19 protein-coding genes are annotated in these 24086 nt (G+C 42.9%); 9 read left to right on the top strand and 10 right to left on the bottom strand.

Annotated elements, in window-relative coordinates; translation table 11 throughout:
* Positions 1 to 334: 334 nt before the first annotated feature.
* From BLP33_RS13990 to BLP33_RS13975, 4 genes are all read right to left on the bottom strand, one after another.
* Positions 335 to 2890, bottom strand: a complete 2556-nt coding sequence (locus tag BLP33_RS13990; protein WP_090529390.1) for a phosphocholine-specific phospholipase C — start codon at positions 2888 to 2890, stop codon at positions 335 to 337.
* 198 nt (positions 2891 to 3088) lie between these two features.
* Complete coding sequence (locus BLP33_RS13985; protein ID WP_090529387.1) at positions 3089 to 4261, bottom strand: TIGR03364 family FAD-dependent oxidoreductase; 1173 nt, start codon at positions 4259 to 4261, stop codon at positions 3089 to 3091.
* Between the two features lie 49 nt (positions 4262 to 4310).
* On the bottom strand, positions 4311 to 5651 hold the full coding sequence (locus tag BLP33_RS13980) for a DUF5690 family protein (RefSeq protein WP_090529384.1): 1341 nt from the start codon (positions 5649 to 5651) through the stop codon (positions 4311 to 4313).
* A 4-nt stretch (positions 5652 to 5655) separates the two neighbouring features.
* A complete protein-coding gene (locus BLP33_RS13975) occupies positions 5656 to 6342 on the bottom strand; it encodes an HAD hydrolase-like protein (protein WP_090529380.1) in 687 nt (228 codons plus the stop codon).
* Between the two features lie 232 nt (positions 6343 to 6574).
* On the opposite strand from BLP33_RS13975, the gene BLP33_RS13970 reads away from it, so the two are divergent.
* Positions 6575 to 7546, top strand: a complete 972-nt coding sequence (locus BLP33_RS13970) for an aldo/keto reductase (RefSeq protein WP_090529377.1) — start codon at positions 6575 to 6577, stop codon at positions 7544 to 7546.
* Between the two features lie 102 nt (positions 7547 to 7648).
* Positions 7649 to 8404, top strand: coding sequence for a helix-turn-helix domain-containing protein (locus tag BLP33_RS13965; RefSeq protein WP_254780131.1), 756 nt, complete (start codon positions 7649 to 7651; stop codon positions 8402 to 8404).
* A gap of 85 nt (positions 8405 to 8489) precedes the next feature.
* Here the strand turns inward: BLP33_RS13965 and BLP33_RS13960 are convergent, their stop codons facing one another.
* Complete coding sequence (locus tag BLP33_RS13960; RefSeq protein ID WP_090529371.1) at positions 8490 to 9068, bottom strand: helix-turn-helix domain-containing protein; 579 nt, start codon at positions 9066 to 9068, stop codon at positions 8490 to 8492.
* A 298-nt stretch (positions 9069 to 9366) separates the two neighbouring features.
* Here BLP33_RS13960 and BLP33_RS13955 point away from each other — a divergent pair, with 298 nt between their 5' ends.
* From BLP33_RS13955 to BLP33_RS13925, 7 genes are all read left to right on the top strand, one after another.
* On the top strand, positions 9367 to 9951 hold the full coding sequence (locus BLP33_RS13955; protein ID WP_090529368.1) for a phosphonate degradation HD-domain oxygenase: 585 nt from the start codon (positions 9367 to 9369) through the stop codon (positions 9949 to 9951).
* A 177-nt stretch (positions 9952 to 10128) separates the two neighbouring features.
* Complete coding sequence (locus tag BLP33_RS13950; RefSeq protein ID WP_090529365.1) at positions 10129 to 13425, top strand: SusC/RagA family TonB-linked outer membrane protein; 3297 nt, start codon at positions 10129 to 10131, stop codon at positions 13423 to 13425.
* 17 nt (positions 13426 to 13442) lie between these two features.
* The gene (locus BLP33_RS13945; RefSeq protein ID WP_090529709.1) at positions 13443 to 15053 is read left to right on the top strand and encodes a SusD/RagB family nutrient-binding outer membrane lipoprotein; all 1611 of its coding nucleotides are present in this window, start codon (positions 13443 to 13445) and stop codon (positions 15051 to 15053) included.
* Between the two features lie 65 nt (positions 15054 to 15118).
* Positions 15119 to 16216: an alkaline phosphatase family protein gene (locus BLP33_RS13940; protein WP_090529362.1), complete on the top strand. Its 1098-nt coding sequence runs from the start codon at positions 15119 to 15121 to the stop codon at positions 16214 to 16216.
* 6 nt (positions 16217 to 16222) lie between these two features.
* Positions 16223 to 17044 (top strand): glycerophosphodiester phosphodiesterase family protein, encoded by an 822-nt coding sequence (locus BLP33_RS13935; RefSeq protein WP_090529360.1) that lies wholly within the window; start codon positions 16223 to 16225, stop codon positions 17042 to 17044.
* Between the two features lie 370 nt (positions 17045 to 17414).
* The gene (locus BLP33_RS13930) at positions 17415 to 17981 is read left to right on the top strand and encodes a cupin domain-containing protein (RefSeq protein ID WP_090529357.1); all 567 of its coding nucleotides are present in this window, start codon (positions 17415 to 17417) and stop codon (positions 17979 to 17981) included.
* 95 nt (positions 17982 to 18076) lie between these two features.
* Positions 18077 to 18922, top strand: a complete 846-nt coding sequence (locus BLP33_RS13925; protein WP_090529354.1) for a metallophosphoesterase family protein — start codon at positions 18077 to 18079, stop codon at positions 18920 to 18922.
* A 173-nt stretch (positions 18923 to 19095) separates the two neighbouring features.
* Here the strand turns inward: BLP33_RS13925 and BLP33_RS13920 are convergent, their stop codons facing one another.
* The 5 genes from BLP33_RS13920 to BLP33_RS13900 form a co-directional block, all read right to left on the bottom strand.
* Positions 19096 to 20061, bottom strand: a complete 966-nt coding sequence (locus BLP33_RS13920) for a Gfo/Idh/MocA family protein (RefSeq protein WP_090529350.1) — start codon at positions 20059 to 20061, stop codon at positions 19096 to 19098.
* Between the two features lie 149 nt (positions 20062 to 20210).
* The gene (locus tag BLP33_RS13915) at positions 20211 to 21284 is read right to left on the bottom strand and encodes a DUF4148 domain-containing protein (RefSeq protein ID WP_090529347.1); all 1074 of its coding nucleotides are present in this window, start codon (positions 21282 to 21284) and stop codon (positions 20211 to 20213) included.
* A 120-nt stretch (positions 21285 to 21404) separates the two neighbouring features.
* Entirely contained in the window at positions 21405 to 22295 is an 891-nt protein-coding gene (locus tag BLP33_RS13910; protein WP_090529344.1) for a class I SAM-dependent methyltransferase, read from the bottom strand.
* A 182-nt stretch (positions 22296 to 22477) separates the two neighbouring features.
* On the bottom strand, positions 22478 to 23230 hold the full coding sequence (locus tag BLP33_RS13905; protein WP_090529341.1) for an ABC transporter ATP-binding protein: 753 nt from the start codon (positions 23228 to 23230) through the stop codon (positions 22478 to 22480).
* Positions 23227 to 23958: an MlaE family ABC transporter permease gene (locus tag BLP33_RS13900; protein WP_090529338.1), complete on the bottom strand. Its 732-nt coding sequence runs from the start codon at positions 23956 to 23958 to the stop codon at positions 23227 to 23229. The genes BLP33_RS13905 and BLP33_RS13900 overlap by 4 nt, the downstream gene beginning before the upstream one ends.
* Positions 23959 to 24086: the final 128 nt, after the last annotated feature.

Here is a 24086-nt window from a genome sequence, read left to right as displayed (position 1 = left end):
TTTAAAAAGTGCAATAATGGGTTACAAAATCAATGTCATCGGCAATTCATAAAACCGGAGCTACTGGCGACTAAAAGAAGTTTTATCTGAACCGTTTCTGAAAGATTGTTTAAATTTTTTTCGAATGTAGAGCCGCATAATTGCGTCTCCCGCTTGCAATTTACGGCGATTGGAGCACTTTTAAATCGACTTGTCCTCCGGGGAGACACAATTATGCGCCTCTACATTTTTTTATTTTTAACAGCTTTCAAGATCCAAAAAGAAATGGAAGGCTTAAAATGCAAAAAGCCAGACTGAGCAGTCTGGCTTTTTTACTTTTTAGTAAGTTTAAATATTATGCTAATGCTTTTCCCATTAACGGATCGCTGAAGCTTGATTTACCTGTTTCAACCCGACCTGCAAAGCGTTTACCGAATTTATCAAAGCCGTCAACTTTTGTACTGAAATCATACCAGTTATGGCTTTTGCTTAAGTTTAATGCAATGGTTGCGCCTGAGCCTGCCTTTACAGCAACTTTATGATCGGGAGTTTTGTAGCCATGATCTGTTACCGTAATAGTTTGGGCCTTACTTGTATGATTTGTTATTTTCAGGGAGATGTTACCTGTTAACTTACCGGCAACCTGTTCGTATTCGCAAACAACATCAACCAGCGGATCGGTAGTATTACCCCGGTACTCGCGGAAAAAGCCGTTAGGGCCATAGGTGCGTAAATGATATTCGCCGTTTTCAAATTCATGCAGCGGCCATACATCTGCCAGGGTATCGCCGGCTTTAACGGTATAGGCCCAGGTACGCAGGTCTTCCATTTTCTGCGGATCATTCATCGTAGCATATTTGCCGGGGACATACACGTTAAATGGTGAGCCCAACGCTTTTGCACCAAAGGCTTTGTTACTCGCAGTAAATTTGATCTCAAACGATTTTTTATCAGCGCTTAATTTACCATCGGCATAAAGCTGGTAGGGCAGTGCCGATGAAGGTTTAATGCCTTTTTCCTGTTGGGGCATATATGGGGATGAATGCGGATCTTTATTGATCTGCGCAATTTCATCGGCGGTAAGCAACTTATAATCTGATGGCAGTTTCTTAAACTGGGCTTTGTGAATGCTCTCCAAAAATGCTTCCCTTGCAACAAACTCAGGGTTCTCGATCTTCTCGCCGTTATATGGGCGGAAAACGCTCGAAAGATCACCGCAAACTGTACGGCGCCATTGGCTGATATTAGGCTCGGTTACTTTTTTACCGGTTTTGTGGCTTAAAAAGTTCTCTAAAAATTGCAGGGTTGAAGTATGGTCAAACACTTCTGAATTTACCCAGCCGCCGCGGCTCCATGGTGAAGCAATTACCAACGGCACACGGAAGCCTAAACCGATCGGGCTTTCACGATCAAATACTTCCGGGAAGTTATTGCGCGCTTTTTCCTGTTCTAAAGTAACGAATTCAACGCTTGGGTCGATACCTGCTGATACCTTGCCGGTCCCCGGTTTATGCGGATTAGGCGCGGTGAAAGGAGGGATGTGGTCAAAGTAGCCATCATTTTCATCATAAGCTAAAATGAAAACAGTCTTTTTCCAAACTTCGGGATTTTGGGTAAGGATGTCCAGTACTTCAGATACGTACCATGCACCGTACCAGGCCGAGCTTGGATGGTCAGAAAAATGCTCGGGCGCCGATAGCCAGCTTACGGTAGGTAATTGACCTCCTTTTACATCGGCACGGAACTGGTGTAATACATCTCCTTTAGGTACTAAAACTTCGCGTTCGGTGCCTTCGTCATTATATTTCAGCGGACTTAAAGTACGATAGTGCGGATCATTGGTATTGGTTACGAAACCTTTCTGGTGAAGGTTTTTTTCGCGCTGCGACAGGCTTGCAAATTTCCCCGGATCAAGGTTTGCCATATCCTTTTTGATGTTGTCCAGGTCGCGTTGTTTTTGTTTAAGCTGCTTTTGTAAATGATCTATATGTGCATCGCCGGTAGGCAAAGCAGCAATTTGTTTTTCAAGGGCTGCTATTTCATCAGGCAAAACAGTTGATTTTTTTTGCAAATGGGCGATGTGTTTATCGTAAAGTTTGATGTTGTACTGGCCAAAAAATTCCAGCGGGTTATCCTGGAAATTTGATAACCATGGATCTTCTTCACCCTGTAAACCGGTATCAATGGCAATCTCGTTCTGGTAATGTTTCCATGATATATTATGATCTTCCAAACGCTCGGGGAAGGTAGCCCAGTTGAGGGTACCATAATCCATGTCATCGTTCCAAACGTGTGCAAGGGAGTTTTCATGCTGCTCAGCACGGATAGTGCCGCTCCAGAAATATAGCCTGTTTGGATTTGTACCTGTCAGGGATGAGCAAAAGTTCTGATCGCAAACGGTAAAGGCATCGGCCAGGGCATAGTAAAACGGGATATCCTCGCGATTGTGGAAACCCATAGTTAAAGGCATGTTGGAATATTCCTTAATACCGTTACGCTTAACGTTAAGCCATTGGTCAAATTTGCCGTCGTTACGAGCATTAACCTGGTTGCTCCATGAATGCGGCAACGAGCTCATCCAGGTTGCTTTGGTATTCTTGATATCAAGGTGGAAAGGGGCATACGTTTCGCCTTTTTTGTTCGATTGCAGCCAAACCTTGTTTTTATTGGGCAAATCAATAGCGCGTGGGTCATTATAACCACGTACCCCCTTCAGCATCCCGTAGGTATGATCAAACGAGCGGTTTTCCTGCATCAGGATCACAATGTGCTCGGCATCCAGGTAAGTGCTCCCTGGTGCCGGGTTAATGGCCATTGCTTTTTGAATAGATTGGGGTAAAATACTGGCGAGGCCGGCTGCACTGGTTAATAAGGCTGCTTTTTTAAGAAAATCTCTTCTTGAATCAGACATAGTTTTATTTTTAGTCCATGGTCGATAGTCCATAGACCATGGTTTTCTTGTTTTTAGTCTATGGTCGAAAGTTCATAGACCTGGTTATTGTTTTTGTCAATAGTTATAGCCAATAAGCCATGGTTGGCTTATTGAAAAACCAAGATATGCAGTTTTTTCAATCCATGGACTATCGACCATGGACTATGGTCTAAAAAACTAACCGTCCTTCCGCCTGGCGATCTCCTGCTCGCACAAGCCAAATGACAGGGTCATGCCGTTACCGCCGAGGCCATTGATGAGGGTTACCCCGGGCTCAATATCAACAATAAGCTCATACGCGCCGTTGGTCATTTTAGGATAGATGCCGTGCCATGACTGCAGCATTTTCCAATCTTTAAAATTGGCGAATGTATGTAAGTATTCAATTATCAAATTATTAATAAATTCCTTATCAAACGGGTCATGAACCAAACCATATTCGTGCGAATCGCCTATAGTAAGCTCGCCGCTGCCGTTTTGTGATACCATAACATGGATGCCCCATTTCAGATGGGTAGCATACTGTTCTTCATAGCGTTTACGCAAAGCAGGCAATGAAGCTGCGGCCTGGAAACCCGGGTAATGGATCATAGACAAGCCACCACATAGCGATGGGCCGATGCGCCATTCATCGGGTTGGGTAACCAGGCGCATCATTTGGAGTTTGCATTTGGTGATCTGTGTTTGCGCGAATAGTTCAGGATATAAAGTTTCAAAATCGGCGCCGCTGCAAACATAGATCTCGTCGGCTTCCCAACTTTGGACGCCCGAACTAACTTTGGGATGTTGGATACGGCTGATAGCTGTATTCCAGTGAAACTCCACGCCAAATTTTTCGGCAAGATATGCTGCTACCTGCCCGATTGCTACCCGCGATTCAACAATCATTTCCTCGCCGCTCCACAAAGCGCCTTTTAAGCCATCAGTATTAATGGCAGGTGATTTTGAAACAGCTTCACCAGGAGTTAGCACAGCGCAATCGCGGTATTGCTTGTTTACATCTACATATTCTTCAATCACCTGCAGCTCATCATCATGGTAAGCAAGGTGTAATGATCCAACCTCATTATGCCAGATCTTGGCCTCGGTGCAAACCGTTTTCCAGATGCTTTTTGATAGCATGGCGCGTTCAAACATTGGACCGGTAGCCTGGCCTATAGGCCACACCATACCAAAATTGCGGATAGACGCGCCTACCGCGCGTTCGTTACGCTCAAACACGGTTACCTTATAACCACGAATGGCCAAAGCGCGGGCAGTAGCTAAACCTACTATGCCTGCGCCTATGATTATAGCAGTGCCCCCCTGCCCCCTAAAGGGGGAGTTTTTTGAGTTATTGTTTTCGCTCATTATATTATTTATTAGGTCATTGGGCCATTGGTCATTTTTTAATTTAGACTCATGACTGCGGACTTATGGCTTGAAAATTTATTTGCTCATTGGTTTCACCCGCAATTATCTTTTTTTTATCACGGGCAGCGCTTTGCAAAAAGTAAATGAGCGATAAAATGCCGCAAATTCCGCCAACAATGGCTACAGTCATTGCGCCTTCCCGAAAAAAGGTTCCCCAGCTTATTGAGGGACGCCCCAGTTCTTTCACTAATAAGACGCTCACACTGCCAAGGTAACCCATCGAATCGGCAATGTACATGATAAAGCCCACATTGCTTTTATAGTGGAACGATGCTATCATCCGCTCAAAAAATATAGCATTGTAAGGAACGTAGCCCATGTATAAGCCAAGGCCTACCAGGGTCATCCATAAGGTTGGACTTACCATTTGAATGGTAAACATGATGGTTGATATACCCACCAGCACACAGCCGGCAATGATCATTAAATGGATAATGCTAAAAGCACGTAGGTTTTTGCGCACCAGGATAAGTAAACTCATAGCTACTAATACCACCAGCGAAATTTTAATATCGGTAGTAGTAAAAATGCTGTTATCCTTAATGCCCAGGCTGGCCCAGATCTCTACTTCAAAATTATCGCGCACATCGCGCATAATGGTGAGTAATACATAAACAATGAGCGTGAGGATAATACCCGGCAAGAAACGGATGACGAATTGTTTACGCTCTGCTGCATTCATCGGTGTACGTTCCGAACGCAGACGTTTATCTTCAGCGGTAGGGGCAGGGATAAGCTCCATACAGCCTACAAAAAATAACAGCGGCAACGCAAATACCGCCCCTGTTAAAAAAGGCATATAGTATTCGTTTACATGGAAACAGGTTATTAAAGTTCGCCCGGTTGTTTTTACAAAACCCGAGGCAAAAATGAGGCTGATGGACAATACCGAGGCCATGAACTCTGTTGAGCGGCGGCCTTCCAAATAACCAAAAACCAGTCCCCAGATAAGGCCCAGCGGAAAACCGTTGATAAAAAGAAACACGATATTCCATGGGGCCGGTACAAAAGCAAAGGCCAGCAGCGCCGCCCAGGCAATCCCGATCAGGATTAAAATATAACGGGCGCGGGTTTTGTTGTTAACTTCGGCTATAAACTTTATGCCGTAAAATTTGCTGCTCATATAGCCTATAACCTGAGCTATAACCAGCCAAACTTTATAATCAACATGAAAATACTCATGACCTGTGAAAGTTGCCGCTGCAAATGCCTTACGGAAAGCATACATGGAAGTATACGTTCCGAAGGCCGAAACCGCTGCTAAAACTGAGATCAGCGCATAAGGCCATCGGGCTACTTTTGCACGTAAACTTTCAATCAGCATCATATACTTATTGGTTTATGATATCAATTACCAATGCAATATCATCAATAATATGGGTAGGATTATAAGTTTCGAGCTCGGCGCGGGTAAAAATGCCGGTAGTTACGCCTATGGAATATTTGCAGCCCGCGTTTTGACCTTCGCGTACGTCAACCTCGGTGTCGCCTACTTTAGCCACTTCAAGTGCATCTGTTATGCCGGCCTCAAGCATCATTTTTCGGATCATAAAAGGATGCGGGCGACCAAGTTCAACTTCGTCTGATCCAACAACGTAATCTATCAGCCCTTTTTCCTGCCATTGCAGGCGGTTTACAATGGTATCTGCAATATCGCGCGAGAAGCCGGTATTGATACCAACTTTAACGCCCTGCTCATGCAGTTTTGCAAACGTTTCCTCTACGTTTGGCAACGGCTCAATACCCGGCTCAAACTGGTAAAAGTTAATCATTTGCTGCACAAATTCTTTGTGGATAGTGGTTACCAGCTCGTCCGTAATAACTGATTGATCAGTCTCGTGTTCAGTAAGCATTTTGCGGATAGCGAGGGTTTTTTCATACCCCATCAGCGGATCTATTTTTTCCAGTCCAACTTCATAACCGGACTTTTGCATGGCAGCCCTGAAAGCTTTGCTAACTTCATGATCGTCTTTAACCGTGGTGCCGGCTATGTCAAATACCACTAATTTTATACTCATAACAACATTTATAATGTTTAGCAATACTAAACTTATTTTATTAAAATTAAACTAAGTTAGTGTTAAGGTTTGGTTAAGGTGGTAAATGGTCGATTTTGTTCCCATAGTTTGTGTGCGAGTTTTACAAAGAGTTATGTAAAAATTTGAGCCATACAGACAAGTAAATTGAGCCGTGCAAGAAATTTACCCATGAACAAGATACCTGATCTTTGTTTTAAATTAAATATCAACTATGGAGAACATAACGAAAATAAACTTGGGCAAAAACGGTCCGCTGGTTTCAAAACTGGGCCTGGGTTGTATGCGCATGTCATCAGTTTGGGGTAGCAAGGCCAATGATGAAAACGAAAGTATCGCTACCATACAGGCAGCTTTAGATAGTGGCATTAACTTTTTAAACACCGGCGATTTTTATGGCGCCGGTCATAATGAGTTATTGGTAGGCAAGGCCATTAAAGGCCGCAGGGATGACGCGTTTATCAGCGTAAAATTTGGCGCTATCTTTTATAATGGGCAATGGCTTGGCTTAGACCTTCGCCCTATAGCTATTAAAAACTTCATCAATTATTCGTTAGTGCGATTAGGTATCGATACTATCGACCTGTATCAGCCATGCCGCCTGGATAACAGCGTACCGGTGGAGGATGTGATAGGTACCGTTGCAGATCTGATTAAGGAAGGTAAAGTACGCCACCTTGGTGTTTCTGAAATTACAGCCGATCAGTTACGCAAAGCCAACAGCATACACCCGGTAGCCGCGCTGGAAATAGGCTACTCATTAGCTGACAGGCAAATTGAAAACGATCTGCTGCCTACTGCTAAAGAACTGGGCATTGGCGTAGTAGCATTTGCCAATACCGCCGAAGGTTTACTTACGGGCGATATGAAAGCGCCGCTTCCGGCAGATAGCTATCATAATCACTTTTCACGTTTCCAGGGAGAAAACCTGGTGAAGAACCTTGAAAAAGTTGAAGTACTAAAACAAATGGCCGGCGACAAAGGCTACACGCCTACCCAACTTGCCATTGCATGGGTAAACGCTCAGGGCGATAACATTATGCCGCTGGTAAGCATGAGCCGCAGATCGCGCCTGCCCGAAAATATACAGGCTATGCAAATTGAATTTAGTGCTGACGAGATGAGCACACTTAACACAGCTTTTGCCCAGGGAGCGATATTAGGTGGTACATACCTGCAACGATAAATGGACGGGGCTGCATAAGCCCCTCCTATTTTATATATTTACATAGTGACCAATCCAACCGAAATAATTCCAGGCGTAATCTTTTATTCTTTTTTCTCGAGGATGAGAAAGGAAAAGGTAGGTTTTTTTGAGCATAGCACCCTGGTATTACAGGTTTCAGGGCAATTCAGCATCGAAACCGCAAATCAAAAAATTTCGATGAAGGGCGGCGAAATGATGCTGATCCGTAAAAATCAATTGGGCGAACTCGTCAAAATGCCCGTTGATGGCGGTGACTATCAAACTATCATCATTTGCCTGAAAGAAGATATGCTGCGGCAGCTTGCCCTGGAAGAACAGATAGAGCCGGGACGGAAATACACCGGTCAGCCCAATATCAAAATCCCCGAAAGTGAATTTCTGCAGGGCTTTTTTCAATCTGTGATTCCTTATGTGCACCATCCCAACGAAAAAATAACCAAACAACTGGGCATGCTGAAAGTAAGGGAAGCCGTACACTTATTACTACATACTATGCCCGAGCTTAAAGATTTCCTGTTCGATTTTTCGGAGCCTCATAAAATCGACCTGGAAAAATTTATGCTCAGCAATTTTCATTTTAACGTACCTGTCGAGAAATTCGCGCAACTTACCGGCCGGAGCCTTGCGGGATTTAAACGCGATTTCCAAAAAACTTTTGATACTTCGCCCCGGCACTGGCTGCAAACCAGGCGACTTGCGGAGGCGCGCCACCTCATCGAAAACAAAAACCGTAAACCATCTGAAATTTACCTCGATTTAGGATTTGAAAGCCTGGCCCATTTTTCCCATTCGTTTAAAAAAGAATTTGGCAAAGCACCTACCGAGTGGACGCACTAACCGGAGTTTTTTCTGTTGATAAAAGTGTATTATTCTATATCCAATTCACCACTCACTTAATCAACCCAATCAACCATTCACTAAACTACTTCTTCTCTTCAAAAAAGTATACCACCAGCATGCTCGCCGTGGTATCGCCCATGTTTTTTGGAGTGTGGGGGATGCGCCCGTCAAAGAGCATGCTGTCGCCCTGGTTAAGGGTTACGGTATCGTCATTAAACCGGTAAGCAACCTGGCCGGATAGGATATACTTATATTCAAATGCTTCGGTTTCAACAAGCGGACGGGAGGCATCGGGTTCAAGCTCCAATATTACGATATCAACAGTACTTTGACTTATTGATTGTGTAAAGATGCGCTGGTAATGAAAACCATCGGCATGTTCTTTTTCAAAATGATCGTATTCGTGTTTGCGCTTTACCAAAACTGGGAGATGATCGCTTTTTGAACGCATATCTTTAAAAAACTCGTTCAAATCTATCTCCAGTGCTTTAATAATATCTATCAGTACGATAAGCGATGGAATGGTACGGCTGTTTTCAATTTGGGATATCAGGCCTTTACTTACGTTAGCCCTTATAGCAAGTTCCTGTACGGTTATATTTTTTTCCCGGCGGCGTTCTTTTATCCGGTTACTGATCTGTATCAGTATGTCTTCTTCCATCTATAGCAGGTTATTTGGTGCGCAAAGTAATTAATCAGGCTATTTATCCAAAATGATTTTTTTGTTACGCTTTGAACAGTATAGTGTAAATGTTAACGGATATTTATATAATATTGTTGTATTAGTTAAGTTTCAATAACAATACGTGCGTTTTGAAATTGCCTATCTTTAGCAAGATAAGCGGCCCTGTTGTATTAAAATTTAATGTTAAATATGGGTTCTGATTGATATATTTCATGAATATTTAATAATTACCTAACCTGCATGCTGTTTATTTGCACCTAAAAATTTTAATTGCATGGCACCATCTCAATATAATCCGAACGCTGTGGTTGATGAAGTGTTTTCTTTATACGAAAAATTTGGCGATGCCGATTATATAGGGGAGCCTGTTTCTCAACTGGAGCATATGTCGCAGGCAGCTTCGCTTGCGGAGGCTGAGGGCTATGACGATGAGGTTGTACTTGCCGCGTTTTTTCATGATATAGGGCATCTTTGTGCTGATGCTGAAGAAGCAGGAAGTATGGATGGCATGGGCAATGTTGACCATGAGCGCCTGGGTGCCGATTACCTGTTGGAGCGTGGGTTTTCTGAACGGGTTGCCAACCTGGTGCAGGGCCATGTAATTGCCAAAAGATATCTTACTTATAAATATCCCGAATACTATAATCGCCTGTCGGATGCCAGTAAAGCCACCCTCGAATTTCAGGGAGGCGTGATGACTGCGGCCGAAGCTGCAGAATTTGAATTAAACCAGGATGCTGAACTTATCATCAGACTGCGGTACTGGGACGACATGGCCAAGGAAATGCATGTACCCGTAAATAACCTTGATCATTTAAAAGCAATTGCCCTGGCGCATCTGCAAGTGGTAAATGAATAATATCATATTAAGTTTTTGTGATTAATTTATAATCTGCCTGTTATAAAAATCACCTGCTTAACACAGGGTGAACATCAAGTTAAGTATAGCTTAATACTAAGTTGGTTTACTAATAATAAACAAAGTTTAGTATTGCTGTATGAAAAATTTAACTATTTCACCCTTAAACTTTAGCAGATGAACAAGATTTACCAGAGATTAAAAACCGTAATAACGGTTTTGTTATTTTGCGTAGCTCCATCTATTTTATTCGGACAAACCAAAATAAGCGGTACTGTTACCGATGACAAACACTTGCCCCTGCCGGGCGTAAGCGTAAGAATTAAAGAACAAAATAAAGGCACTGTTACCGATATTGATGGCCGTTACAGTATTACGGCAACTGCCGGTCAAACACTCATTTACTCATTTGTAGGTTACGCGCCGGTTTACGTTGTAGTTGATAACAAAACAACCATAAACGTAACTATGATTGGCGATAGCAAGGCTTTAAATGAGGTTGTTGTGACAGCCCTTGGTGTAAAGAAAGAAACCAGGCGTATCGGTTACTCAACCCAATCAGTAAACGGTGCCGATGTTACCATGGCCCGCGACCCTAACCCTATTACAGGTTTAACAGGTAAAGTGGCCGGTTTATCAGTAGGCCCTTCGGCCGAACTTTTGGGTAACCCATCTGTATTGATCAGGGGTAACTCGGTTACATTATATGTTGTTGACGGTTTTCCTATTAATACTGATACCTATAACATCAGCCCTGATGATATCGAGACCTATACAGTGTTAAAAGGCCCGTCTGCAGCCGCACTATATGGTAGCCGTGCACAAAACGGTGCGATTTTAATTACCACTAAGAAAGGCGAGAAAAACAAAAAAGGCTTGACAGTTGATATTAACAGCAGTACGGTAATGAATACGGGCTTCCTTGCTTTCCCTCGTACCCAAAGCTTGTTTGGTCCGGGTGAAAACACTTTTTATACCTTTGTTGATGGTAAAGGTGGTGCACCAGGTGGTGTGGACAGCGATTACGACGTTTGGGGCCCTTACTTTGCAGGTCAGTTAATCCCGCAATATGACAGCCCGGTTGTTAACGGCGTGCGCCAGGGTACTCCATGGGTTGCACGTGGTAAAGACAACCTGAAAAACTTTTTGAAAACCGGTTACCAAACCAACAATAACATATCATTAGGTTCGGTTGGTGATACTTATGTAACCCGTTTTTCAGTTTCACAACAGCACCAGACAAGCTATATCCCTTCTCAATACCTTGATATAGCCAATGCTAACTTTTACGCTCAATTCACTCCTACAAAGCGTTGGAAATTTGAAGCGAACGTTGATTTTAACAGGCAATCAACTGATAACTTTCCAGATGTGCAATACGGCCCTAACAGTATTATCTATAACATTGCTGTATGGACAGGTGCCGACTGGAATATCAACGCACCGGATATCAAAGCTATTTGGCAGCCAGGTAAAGAAGGCGTACAATCGGTATTTGCCGAGTACACCCGTTACCATAACCCTTACCTGTTAACTCAAAAATGGACCCGCGGCCATTACAAAAACGACGTTTACGGTTACTTGTCAGGTAACTTCAAAATCAACGATAACTTAAATGTTACTTTGCGCTCACAAATTGATACGTATAACATCCTTCGTACTGAAGACCTTCCATTTTCGGCCCACCCTTATGGCCGTGAAGGTAATCAGGGCGATTACCGCGAAGACCGTCGTAACCTGTTTGATAACAACACCGAGTTATTTGTTAACTACAACTACACGATCAAAAACTTCGTGAACTTATCAGGTTTAGTTGGTTCAAACCTGCGTAGCTTCAACTACAACTCCAGCTGGACATCAACAGATTATTTGAACGTGCCGGAAGTTTACGCTTTCAGTAACTCAAAAAACGCTGTACAGTCAACCAACTTCTCATCAGCCGAACGTGTGTTAAGCGGTTACTACTCAATTGACGCTACATTTGGTAAATATGCTACCTTATCAAGCACCGGCCGTATTGATAAATCGTCGGCTTTTCAAAACGTAACTACTTATTACTATCCAAGTGTATCGGCAGCTACAGTGATCTCTGATTACGTTAAACTGCCCGAGGTTATCTCATTCTTAAAAGCAAGGGCATCTTACTCAACAGTAAAAGCCGATGCTTCAAGTTCAACAATTGGCCCTGCCCCATTTAACGCTATTTCGGTTTATGGCGGTTCAACAACTACCAGCAATCCAAATTCAAACCCGTTATTCTTAAATCCGCTTGGTTACGGCAGTACTTATAACTCGCCTTATAACGGCCCAAGTTATCAGCTTAACCCGTTCTACTTAACCAGTAAACCCTATAACAGCCAACCGGCAGCTTCTGCATCTGACTTTTTGTATCAGCCAAATATCAAAACTTCAACTCGCGTTAACTACGAAGAAGGTTTCGATATCAAATTCTTACAAAATCGTTTAGGTTTATCGGCTACTACTTTCCAATATATTGACGGTCCGCAAATTTTAGCTAACTCAATTTCAACGGCTACTGGTTACACCACTTTATATCTTAACGCTTTAAAAACCAGGAAAACCGGTTATGAGTTTTCATTAGAAGGCACCCCTATCAAAAATCTTGGCGGTTTTAGCTGGAATGTTTTAGTTAACGTAGCTACCTTTAAAGACGTTTATGAAGAGTTGCCTCCGGGTCAGGACGCTTATAAAACATTCTTCAAAAAAGGCGACCGTACCGATAAACTATATGGTACCGCTTTTGCAAGAACTCCTCAGGGCCAAATCATCAATGATGCTGCCGGTAAACCGTTAGCATTGCCGGTTCCGCAATATTTAGGCAACGAAAATGCCAAATACTCATGGAGCTTCAGTAACAAACTGCGTTACAAAAACTTCAATATGGGTTTCCAGTTTGACGGTTCGGTTGGTGGTGTGATCATCGATTACATGCACAATAAAACCATGCGTGGTGGTGCAAACATTGAAACCGCTACAGGTGCTTTGGGTGACGCCCGTTATAAAGACTGGCAAAACTTTGGTAAAAAGGGTTATAACGGCAGTTATGTAGGCGAAGGCGTAACCGTGTCAAATGGTGCCGCTATTAACTATGACCCGGCCACAGGTAAAATTATTAACTACGGTGCTTTGCAATACGCTCCTAACGGCAAAACAGTATTTGTGCAGGATTATGTAAGTAAATATTACAATGTCGACGAGTCAAACCTGATGAGCAAAACCTTCTCAAAACTTCGTGAAGTAACCCTTGGTTATGATTTCCCTAAAGCATGGCTTGATAAATCATTCATCAAAAAAGCATCGGTATCGGTTTATGGCCGTAACCTGCTATACTTCTACGGAGACAAACGCTTCAAGGATGTGGATTTAGATCAGTATAACTATGCTACTTCTTCAACTGTATTGCAGTCGCCTACAGTACGTAGCTATGGTTTTAACTTAAATGTATCATTCTAATAAAACATACGATGATTATGAAAAAGATATTTAGAATTTTAATACTGCCGGCGTTTGCTTTGCTAACAGTAACCGGATGTAAGAAAAGTTTTGAGGACCTTACCAAAAATAATAATGTGCCAAGCGTTGTGCCGGCATCATTATTATTCAACGGGATCCTTAATAAGATGGCTGATTTGCCACAATCAAGCAATGAGATCTATTCGCAATATTACCTTTATAACTACGATTATTATGGCAATAACCGTTATGATGCCTTTGCCGACGGTGGCGATAACTATTACAACACGTTAAAAAACGTAGTAGTAATGGAGCAGCGTGCTGCAGCAACCGGTGGCGCTGCCGTTAACCCGTATGAAGCTATGGGTAAATTTTTCAGGGCTTACTTCTTCAGCAAAATGAGCCTCGAAGAAGGTGATATTCCAATGACCGATGCGTTGAAAGGCCTGGATAACCTTACTCCCAAATATGATGCGCAGAAAGATGTAATGGTACAATGTTTAGCATGGCTTGAAGCCGCTAATGCCGACTTAACCAAACTGATTGCCGATCCAAATTCGGGCGGTACAGGGGTTGGTGCCGCTTTGTCAAACGATATCTACTTTGGTAATGATCTTACAAAGTGGCAAAAAACTGTAAACAGTTTCCACATCAGGTTATTACTTGCATTAAGTAAAAAAACAGCTGATATTGATGTAAAAGCACAATTTGCCGCTATTGTTGGTAATCCAACTAAATACCCGCTGATGACCAGCAATGACGATAACCTGCAATATAAATTTGTAGCGCCGAGTAACTACTATCCTCAAAACCCGGATAACTTTGGTCAAAACGGATCAAGGCAAAACTCATCGGCAACTTATATCGGTTTGCTTACTAAATTTAAAGATCCAAGGGTTTTTGTAACTGCAGAGCCTTCACGTTATTTGGTTGATACGCTGAAACAAAGCCCAACAAGTTTTGATTCATTTGTAGGTGCCGATCCGGGTCTTGACCTTGGTGTGATGTATAACAATGCAACCTTACAGCGCTACTCGTTCATTAACCGTAAACACTTTTATTCAACTTATATAGGCGAGCCAAGTATCCAGATAGGCTACCCTGAATTGATGTTCAATATTGCCGAAGGTATTAACCGCGGCTGGGCAACAGGCAATGCCGAAACCTATTATATTAATGGTATCCAGGCATCGTACCAGTATTATGGTATCCCAACAGTTGCCGGTTCAAGTATATTTTCGGCATACTTTTACAGACCGGGCGCAACCAAAGGTCCAGCCGATCAGTCGAGCTATGATGTGTTCCCGGTTACTGTTAATTGGACAACCTACTATGCGCAACCTGCTGTAAAATATGCCGACGGTGCAACAGGTCTTACACAAATATTACAGCAAAAATATCTCGCGTTGTTCCGTCACTCAGGCCTTGAGTCATATTTCACTTATCGTCGTACAGGTGTACCTGCATTCACTACCGGGCCGGGGACGGGTAATAGCAGCCGTATCCCTACACGTTTTGAATATCCGCAGTCAGAGCGTACTGTTAACGCTACACATTACAAAGCGGCATTAACAAGCCAGTTTGGCGGCAGTGATGATATCAATGGCATCATGTGGTTGCTTAAATAACAAACCGTAAATAACACTATATAAAGGCCCCTTAGTTTGGGGCCTTTATTGATTAAACACGACCTATGAAAAAGCTGATCTTAGTGATGCTGTTTTCAGCATCTTTTACCCTCCTCTTTGCACAAACGCGCAAAACTCAAAATGTAGTTATTGTCACCATCGATGGTTTACGCTGGCAGGAGGTTTTCCGTGGTGCCGATTCGGCCATCATCAATTCAAATGATACGTATGATAAAAATGAGGTGCGTAAAAATTTCTGGGCCGACGCAATCTCAGATCGTCGAAAACTGCTGATGCCTTTTTTTTGGAACACGGTAGTTGAAAAAGGACAACTGTATGGAAACCGTGATTTGGGCTGCAAGGATGAAGTAGCCAACCCGTATCATTTTTCATACCCGGGATACAATGAAATATTTACCGGTTTCCCCGATAAGCGGATGAACACCAACGATGGGATCTATAACCCCAACATGAACCTGCTTGAATTTCTGAATAAGCAAAAAGGTTTTGAAAACAAGGTAGCCGCATTTGCATCGTGGGAACGTTTTTCGCAGATCTTAAGCCCGAAACGTGCCGGTATTTTAGTTAACGCCGGTTTTATGCCTCTGGATGTTCCTGGTATGAACGACCGCCTGAAATACTTGAATGAACTGCAATTGGAAGCACCGCGTTATATCAGCGATTCAACCCGCATCGACTTCCTGACATTTGAGTTTGCCAAAAACTATATGATGCAATACAAGCCGCGGGCATTATATATATCGTTTGATGAACCGGATGATATGGCCCATGCAGGCAATTATAAGTTTTACCTTGACCGTATTAAACAGGAAGATGGCTTTATAAAACAACTTTGGGATTATATCCAGTCAGAGCCTGCTTATAAAAACAAAACTACCCTGATCATTACCTGCGACCACGGCAGGGGAGATGAGCCGATGAAGAAATGGCATGACCATGGGTCGGACGTGTTGCATTCAGAGCAAACCTGGTTTGCAGTTATCGGTCCGGATACGCCTGCCTCGGGCGAAATGAAACAAGGTGAAACAACTTATCATAAGCAGCTGGCTCAAACCATAGCCAATTTATTGGGCTTTAATTTTAAAGCCGCGGCAGGTCATGAGGTGGGGGATGCGATAAGTAGTGTTACAGGTAAAAAATAAATAACGATGCGTTTTCAACTATTAACAATTTTGGGTTTACTATGGCTGCTACCCGGTGATGGGTGGCAGGCCAACCCGGCTCCTGTTTCAAGGCATAAGTTTATAGTCGCTGCCCACCGCGGCGATCACGTCATTTATCCGGAGAACACGCTTGAAGCGTATAAGGGGGCAATAAAAAATGAGGCGGATTATGTAGAGATAGACCTGCGTACCACCAAAGATGGCGAGCTGGTAAGCATGCATGATGGCAGCATTAACCGCATGACTGATGGCAAAGGCCAACTGAAGGATTTTACACTTGCGGAGCTATTGCAGTTAAAGGTAAAAAGCAAGGACACTGCAAGCAAAGAGGTATTTCGGATCCCAACCTTTAAGCAGATCCTGCAATTGTGTAAAAACCGGATAGGGATCTACCTTGATTTTAAGGCTGCAGACCCCGAACAGGCTTACCAAACGATCAAAGAATATGGCATGGAAAAACAGATATTGGTTTATATCAACAGCGCGGCTCAGTTTACAGGCTGGCGAAAAGCTGCCCCCAAAATGCCGCTGATGCTGAGCCTGCCCGATAGTGTTAAAAATACTGCCGGCATGAAAAGCTTCATTGATCAGTATCACCCCGATATTCTTGACGGATCTTATAACCAATACACTGCTGATATGGTGGCCTTGGCCGGAGAATACCACATCCCGGTTTGGCCTGATATCCAAAGTGTAGGTGAAGGCCCTGCGGATTGGAACAAAGCCCTTGTAGCAGGTTTAAAAGGTTTACAAACAGACCATCCTGCCGCTTTGGTGAAGTTTTTAAAAGAAAAGGGGTTGAGGTAAATTGTCTGAATCAGAATTTTCAGAATTTAAGAATGTCCGGAATGTGATGTGTTTAATTCTGAAAATTCAAGCATTTTGAAAATTCTGATTCAGATAGTTTCTTAACTGTCATTTACCATAACAGAGCAACGTTTGCAAATGAAATAATATCCTATGACCTCGCGCCGCGACCTTTCGGTATGCCCATCTAACCGGTAAAGGTTGCAGGCAATATTAAAGCCCTCGGAATATATATATCAACTAAAACGGTACCCCGATTACGTAAGAATACGTAGGATTAGCGTAACTGAATAATTATAACTACTTTTATATCAATTAGGTAAGATATTAACGGGTTTCTTTTTATAAACCAATGTAAAACCGCTTTGCCATGAAAAGAAATAATTTCATTACTGCCATGTTAGCTTTTGCTGCAATGCCTTTAACGTCCTTTTCTATAGATGTAAAGAGATTTATGCGGGTAAACAAAGGATTTAAAATAGGTGCGGGAGAGGGCCGCATACATGGGCATATTAAATTAAAAGGGGTCAATTCAAATATAATGGATGTGAAAGTATCTGGCAGTGATACCGACGGAGACCTGGCTATTTTTGAACAAACAAGTTTATCGCAAGGCCGGGGTACTCCATTGCATGTGCATCCCTTGCAAGACGAGATATTTTATGTTTTAGATGGCGCCTACTACTTCCAGGTTGGTGAAGATAAGTTCCATTTGAGTACAGGCGATAGTGTTTTTTTACCCCGAAATGTACCACATGCATGGACACAAGTATCTGAAAAAGGAAAAATGACGGTTACGTTTCAACCTGCTGGTAAGCTTGAAGATTTTTTTGTAACAATGCAAGCATTGGATCATGAACCAACAAAACAGGAACTCGCCAAAATTTTTAACGACCATGATATGCAAATAGTGGGTCCGCCGTTAAAACTGGAGTAAGCTTCATACGGTTTATATCAGGACAAGTCAAATTAGGTGTTTTTTTAACTTTCATTTAACACCCCAAGCCTACCTTTGTCATAAAATAATTACCTATGACCTCGCGCCGCGAATTTTTTGGCACTGCCTTAACTGGTGTAGCCGCTTTAAGTCTTTTACCTGCTGTCAATAGTTTTGCCACTGAAAATAACCGGTATAGCCGTGCCACCAAAGCCAAACTAAAATTAAGGTTTGCTTTAGCCTCTGACATTCATTACGGACAGCCGAAAACGGATTTTACGTTGCACACCGGCAACATGGTTAAATGGCTTAACGAAGATCATAGCAAAAACCACCTTGATTTTGTGATTGTTAACGGCGACCTGGTACACAACCGCCCCGACTTGCTCCCTGAGATCAAAACTAAATACCTTGATAAATTAAATGTTCCTTATCATACCATCCCCGGCAATCATGATTTTGCGGATGCCACGGTTTGGAAGAACGCTTTTGGTTATGAGGATAAATACACGGTAGAGTTTGGCGATATAGGTTTTGTACTGGCTCACACCGCTGATACAAAAGGCGTTTATACATGCCCCAATAATGCTTTTCTGAAAGCTTCATTAGACAAACTTGCAGATAAAAAGATAGTTTTTGTGATACTGCACATCCCGCCTACCAAATGGGTTAAGAATGATGTATTTGTCGATTGCCCTGAAACTATCCAATTGCTGCATGCTTATCCCAACGTTAAAGCTGTTTTTCATGGGCATGATCATTTGTTAGATGGCGTACGTTATACCGATAAACTCCCACATTTTTTTGATTCGCATATAGGCGGTGACTGGGGTACTGACTACAAAGGCTATCGCATAGTTGAAGTTGATGAGCAAAATGCTATCTACACCTACCAGGTAAACGCAAGCCAAAACCCGGTGCTAAACTCAGCTAAACTGTAAATAGAATTTCGGATTTATTATGGAGTATTTTTAGCGAAAGTCTTGAGCCCTGGGTATGTGGGTGGCTGACTTGTGCTTTTCCTGCTTTGTCCCTTTGCATGACGTAGAAGGCACAAGTTAGCCGTGCTCCGGCTATCGCACAAAACTTGCGCCAGCAAAGTTTATTATAGATTCTACTTTTCCACCGGATACTTTAACCCTATTTGCTCCCTTGCCTGATCTATCATGGCAATCATCTGCCTGGATAGATCATGAGGCAGTACCAAGCTTTCGGTTTTGCCTTGTTTTATAAGTTCACAAAAATGGATGATCTCATAGTTAAGCCCTCCGCCAACAAATGGTTCATCAAGTTCTATCGTGCGGCCATCAAGATAACTAATAGTTGCCTTTGCCGGGTTCCACCAGTTTTTGTGGATGGTAATATGCCCCAGCGTACCTACTATCAATGCGTCGCCTTTACCATGCATATCAAAGCCGCAATACAATTGGGCGTAGCCATTTTGATGCAGGGTTTGAAAAATGGCAAACATGTCGATCCCGGTTTCACCAAACCTGCCCATGGCTTGGATGTCCTGCATGGGGCCGAGCCAGTCGAGTGCTAAAAATGCTTCGTAAATGGCTATGCCCATCAGGCTACCGCCAACAAGTTCAAGATTGTAATTTGGATGACCGGGCGGGCAATCTGCCACGGCCGATCCTGCACGCACATAACCAACCGGGCCTATAGGGTCATCAGCAATATATTCTTTTAATTTACTGTATAAAGGGTAGAAGGGCGGTTTCATTCCTTCCATAAAAAGCAAGCCGGTATGTTTGGCAACGGCAAGTACATTATCCAACTCGGCAAGGTTTACGGTAACCGGTTTTTCGCAAAGCACATGTTTACCTGCTTTAAGCGCGGCAATGCTATAGGCGGCATGGCTGTCAGGCAGCGTAGCCATATAAACTGCATCGATATCACTGGCGAGTAATTCATCGATACTTCTACAAGCTATACCACCATATTGTGCAACAAAGGCATCAACAGTTTCAGCTCTACGCGAATAGGATGCTGCAAGTTCAACGCCATCAACAACTGCGAAACCCTGCATAAATCTGTGTGCAATACGCCCGCATCCAATAATGCCCCATTTAAACATAGTTCTAAGTCTTAAGTTCGGAGTTCTAAGTCAAAAATTGATTTTTCAAGTATATGGCTTTAAATGCAAAAGCCCTGAGTAAATAATATATTATTACCTACTCAGGACTTTTAACTTCCTACTTAGACTCTCGACTTAAGACTTCCAACTTATTGATACTGGATATAAATCGGGTATGGTTTGTATCTTGATAAAACCTCGTCAGGGGTTAACATGTGGTGAGGTGGTTTTTTGATATCGTTTTTGTAAAACAATTTAAAGCCTGTAAACTGTACCGGCTCCTGGTTAATGAAGTAGCGGTAAGTGCCGGTTTTTAGGTCAGGTTCGCCCCAGCCATCCATGTTCATTACCAGTTGAATTTCCGGGTGCAATTTGATACTCTTATAATTGGTCACCATCTTTTTAGTAAAGCGGTGAACTATCAGGATTTTTGGCGGCAGTCCATTTTTCTTAACAATTTTGGCAAGATAGTCTGATACGTAGTTGATGTCATCGGCATCATAAGTGCCAATCTTTTTACCTGGGTGAGTTCCGTCTTTCATTGAAAACTCAGGGTCCATACCAAAATGTACTTGTGGCAATTCCAGGTATTTTTCAAGTAGTGGTAATTCCGCGCGGATGTTGCTTAAAGCTACCTGTACATCTAAAAATACAATAGCATGGGCTTTTTTAGCCAGTACCAATACACTGTCGATCTGTTTAAATGGCATACGATAACGGAATTTGCCGTCTTTACCGCCATCGCCCTGGGCTACAACGGCAATGTAATGCAACGCAGGTTGAACAGGAGTTTTAGGATCTGCCTTTTCCCAGTGTTTTACTTCGCCTTTTAATTTGGCAAGCATTTCTTTTGGCGGCAATTCGCCCAAAATGCCCATTCTTTTTGAGTATAGGTTACCGTAATAAGCAACTACACGTTTGAATGGTAAAATAGCTCCACCAATTGGATAAGGCGTATTTTTTACTGGCCACCTGCCTGTAGTATCACCATGCGCGTTGAATTTCATCAACGAATCGTACAGCTTTTTATCAATAGGAGGGTAGGTGGATTTTTTAACGCTTAAGGTATCTGCTGTTTCAGCTTGGGCCGAATCACCTTTAACTGCAGCTGCGGTTTTTTTACCGTCGGTTTTGGCATTGCTGCCGTTTTGTGAGCAGCTGTTTAAAAGCAAAGCTGCCGATGCCACAAATGTAGCGGATAGTACAAGCGTTTTTAATTTCATTGTTTTAACTTTCAATATAATGCAGGTGTATGTAAGGCGTGTTTAATTAATTTAATTTCCAGCTACTTATAAAGCAGCAATTGTGTTGGTTTGGTCGCCGCCAAAGATAGATATTGGAAATTAATTACTTTTAATTTTATGAAACTTTCCAAAAACCCCTAAAGGTAGTTTTGACCCGGCTGTGGCCTGCAGGTAAAGCTCGCCAATTTCGAGGTTTTGCACCTGCGGGAACGAGCTTTTAATGAGGTTTTCAACTATTACAGATGAAAATCCAAGGGAGTAAGTATTCAGGATCAGGAAGTGCTCTTCAGGGTCGAGCAGTTGGGTTACATCACGCATCATTTCGGTGATATTATCTTCCAGTTTCCATTTTTCGCCGTTTGGCCCATTGCCGTAAGCTGGCGGATCGAGAATGATGCCATTGTATTTTTTACCGCGTTTCAATTCGCGTTTAACAAACTTCAGGGCATCCTCAACAACCCAGCGTATATCTTTAAGTCCTGAAATTTCCTGGTTTTCATTAGCCCAGGTAACTACTTGTTTAATAGAGTCAACGTGAGTGGTATCGGCACCTGCGGCACGGGCAATTAATGAAGCACCACCGGTATAGGCAAACAGGTTAAGTACTTTAGGATCTGGCGTTTTAAAGCGTTTAACGTTTTGGCTAATGTAATCCCAGTTTACGGCCTGCTCCGGGAAGATGCCCACATGTTTAAACGAGGTAAGGCCCAGCCTGAATTTAATGGCGGCTTCCTTGTTCTTATATTCGATATGCCAGCGGTCTGGAGTTTTAGGATCTTTTTTCAACCACTCGCCTGATGTTGCCGAGCGGCCTTTAAATTTAATATGGTGTAGACGCTGCCACTCTGAAGCGGGCAGGGTTTTGTTCCAAACCGCCTGCGGTTCGGGGCGGATGAGTATGATATTCCCAAAACGTTCCAGCTTTTCAAAGTCGCCGCAATCAATCAGTTCGTAATCTTTCCAGTGCGTTGGGGTAAGTAATTGGATCATTTTTTTGAAGTCCGAAAGTCCGTAAGTCGGATGTCCGAAAGATAGAGAAGTCTATTGCCGGAAATCTTGCGTTAATTAATTTAATTGCGCAAATCTAAGGTTTTTCCTACGGACTTTCGATCTCTCAATTTTCACACAAAAATGCTTTCTTTCGGACTTTCGGACCTCCCACTTCTGACTCGCTATAGCGTAGCCTTCGCTGCCCGCATAAACGGACTGGCAAATACAAATTCGTTGAGCTCTTTGTTGTCGGTTTTGGCTATCTCCTTATTCGATCCTTCCCACCATTTTTTACCCTGGTGAAGAAAAATGATGTGATCGCCAATCCCCATTACCGAGTTCATATCGTGGGTTACCACTACAGTAGTAATGCTGTACTCTGCTGTAAGTTCGGCAATCAGTTCATCTATCAGGATAGATGTTACCGGATCAAGACCCGAGTTAGGTTCGTCAACAAACAAATATTTAGGTTGCATGGAAATGGCGCGGGCGATACCCACACGTTTTTTCATACCTCCTGATAGTTCGGATGGATATAATTTGTTTTTGCCGGCAAGGTTAACCCTTTCGAGACAAAAGTTGGCGCGGTCAAGTTTTTCGCTTTTTGATTGATCGGTGAACAGGTTAAGCGGAAACATAATGTTTTGCTCAACCGTCATGGAGTCAAAAAGGGCCGAGTTCTGAAAAAGCATCCCTATTTGAGTACGGATAGGCACGCGTTGCTCAAAATTCATATTGGTAAAATTCTCGCCATCAAAAATCACATCGCCCTTAGTAGGTTCATGCAGCCCAACAATGCATTTAAGCAAAGTGGTTTTACCAGAACCAGACCCACCGATGATCAGGTTGTTTTTTCCGGGATGGAAAATTGCAGTGATGCCCTTCAGTACTTCGTTTTCGCCGAAGCTTTTATATACGTCTTGTATTTCGATCATAGTAACAGGCGTGAAATGATAAGGTCACAAAACAGGATCATGATACAGCTCCACACCACTCCGCGTGTTGCAGATTGGCCAACCTCAAGTGATCCGCCGTTAACATAAAAGCCCTGGTATGAACATATGGAGGTAATTACGAAGCCGAATGATATCGCTTTAACGGCGCAAACAGTGACAATAACCGGGTTAAATCCGTCGGTCAGGCCTCTCAAATAATCATTGGTTGATACATCATTTGATGCCCAGCAGGCAATATAGCCGCCGGTTAATCCTAAACCTACAGAAACAATAACCAGTAAGGGGATCATGGTAACACCGGAAATGATTTTAGGCGATATCAAATAACCAGGGGCGTTTACACCCATAATTTCCAGGGCATCTATCTGTTCGGTAACGCGCATTGTGCCAATTTGCGATGCCATGGCCGAGCCTACACGGCCGGCCAAAACCAGTGCCGATATGGTAGGGCTAAACTCCAGGATAGTTGAATCGCGGGTAATACCGCCTACCACTGTTTTGGGGATAAAATCGCTGATAAGCTGGAAAGCCGTTTGGATGGTAGCTACCGCGCCAATAAAAAGCGAAATAATAGCAACAATGCCTAAAGAGCCAATACCCACCGAAACCATCTCACGCATGATCTCGGCCCAGTATACACTGAATTTTTCGGGTTTCCTGAAACTTAAACGCAGTAAGAGTATATATTTTCCTAAGCTATGAAACATGTAGATGCATAAAAAATCGGTTAAAAATACGCTTTTTACCTTTAAGCCTAAATGGTCAGGTGTTAAAACCAGTCATTTAAATTCAATTTTATAAGCGTTTCAATTACTCTGCTTACGTAAATTGCGGG

The sequence above is a fragment of the Mucilaginibacter sp. NFR10 genome, assembly GCF_900100445.1.
Taxonomy (GTDB): Bacteria; Bacteroidota; Bacteroidia; order Sphingobacteriales; family Sphingobacteriaceae; genus Mucilaginibacter; species Mucilaginibacter rubeus.
The sequence above is the reverse complement of the archived record's forward strand: the minus strand, read 5'-3'. Positions and strand labels throughout refer to the sequence as shown.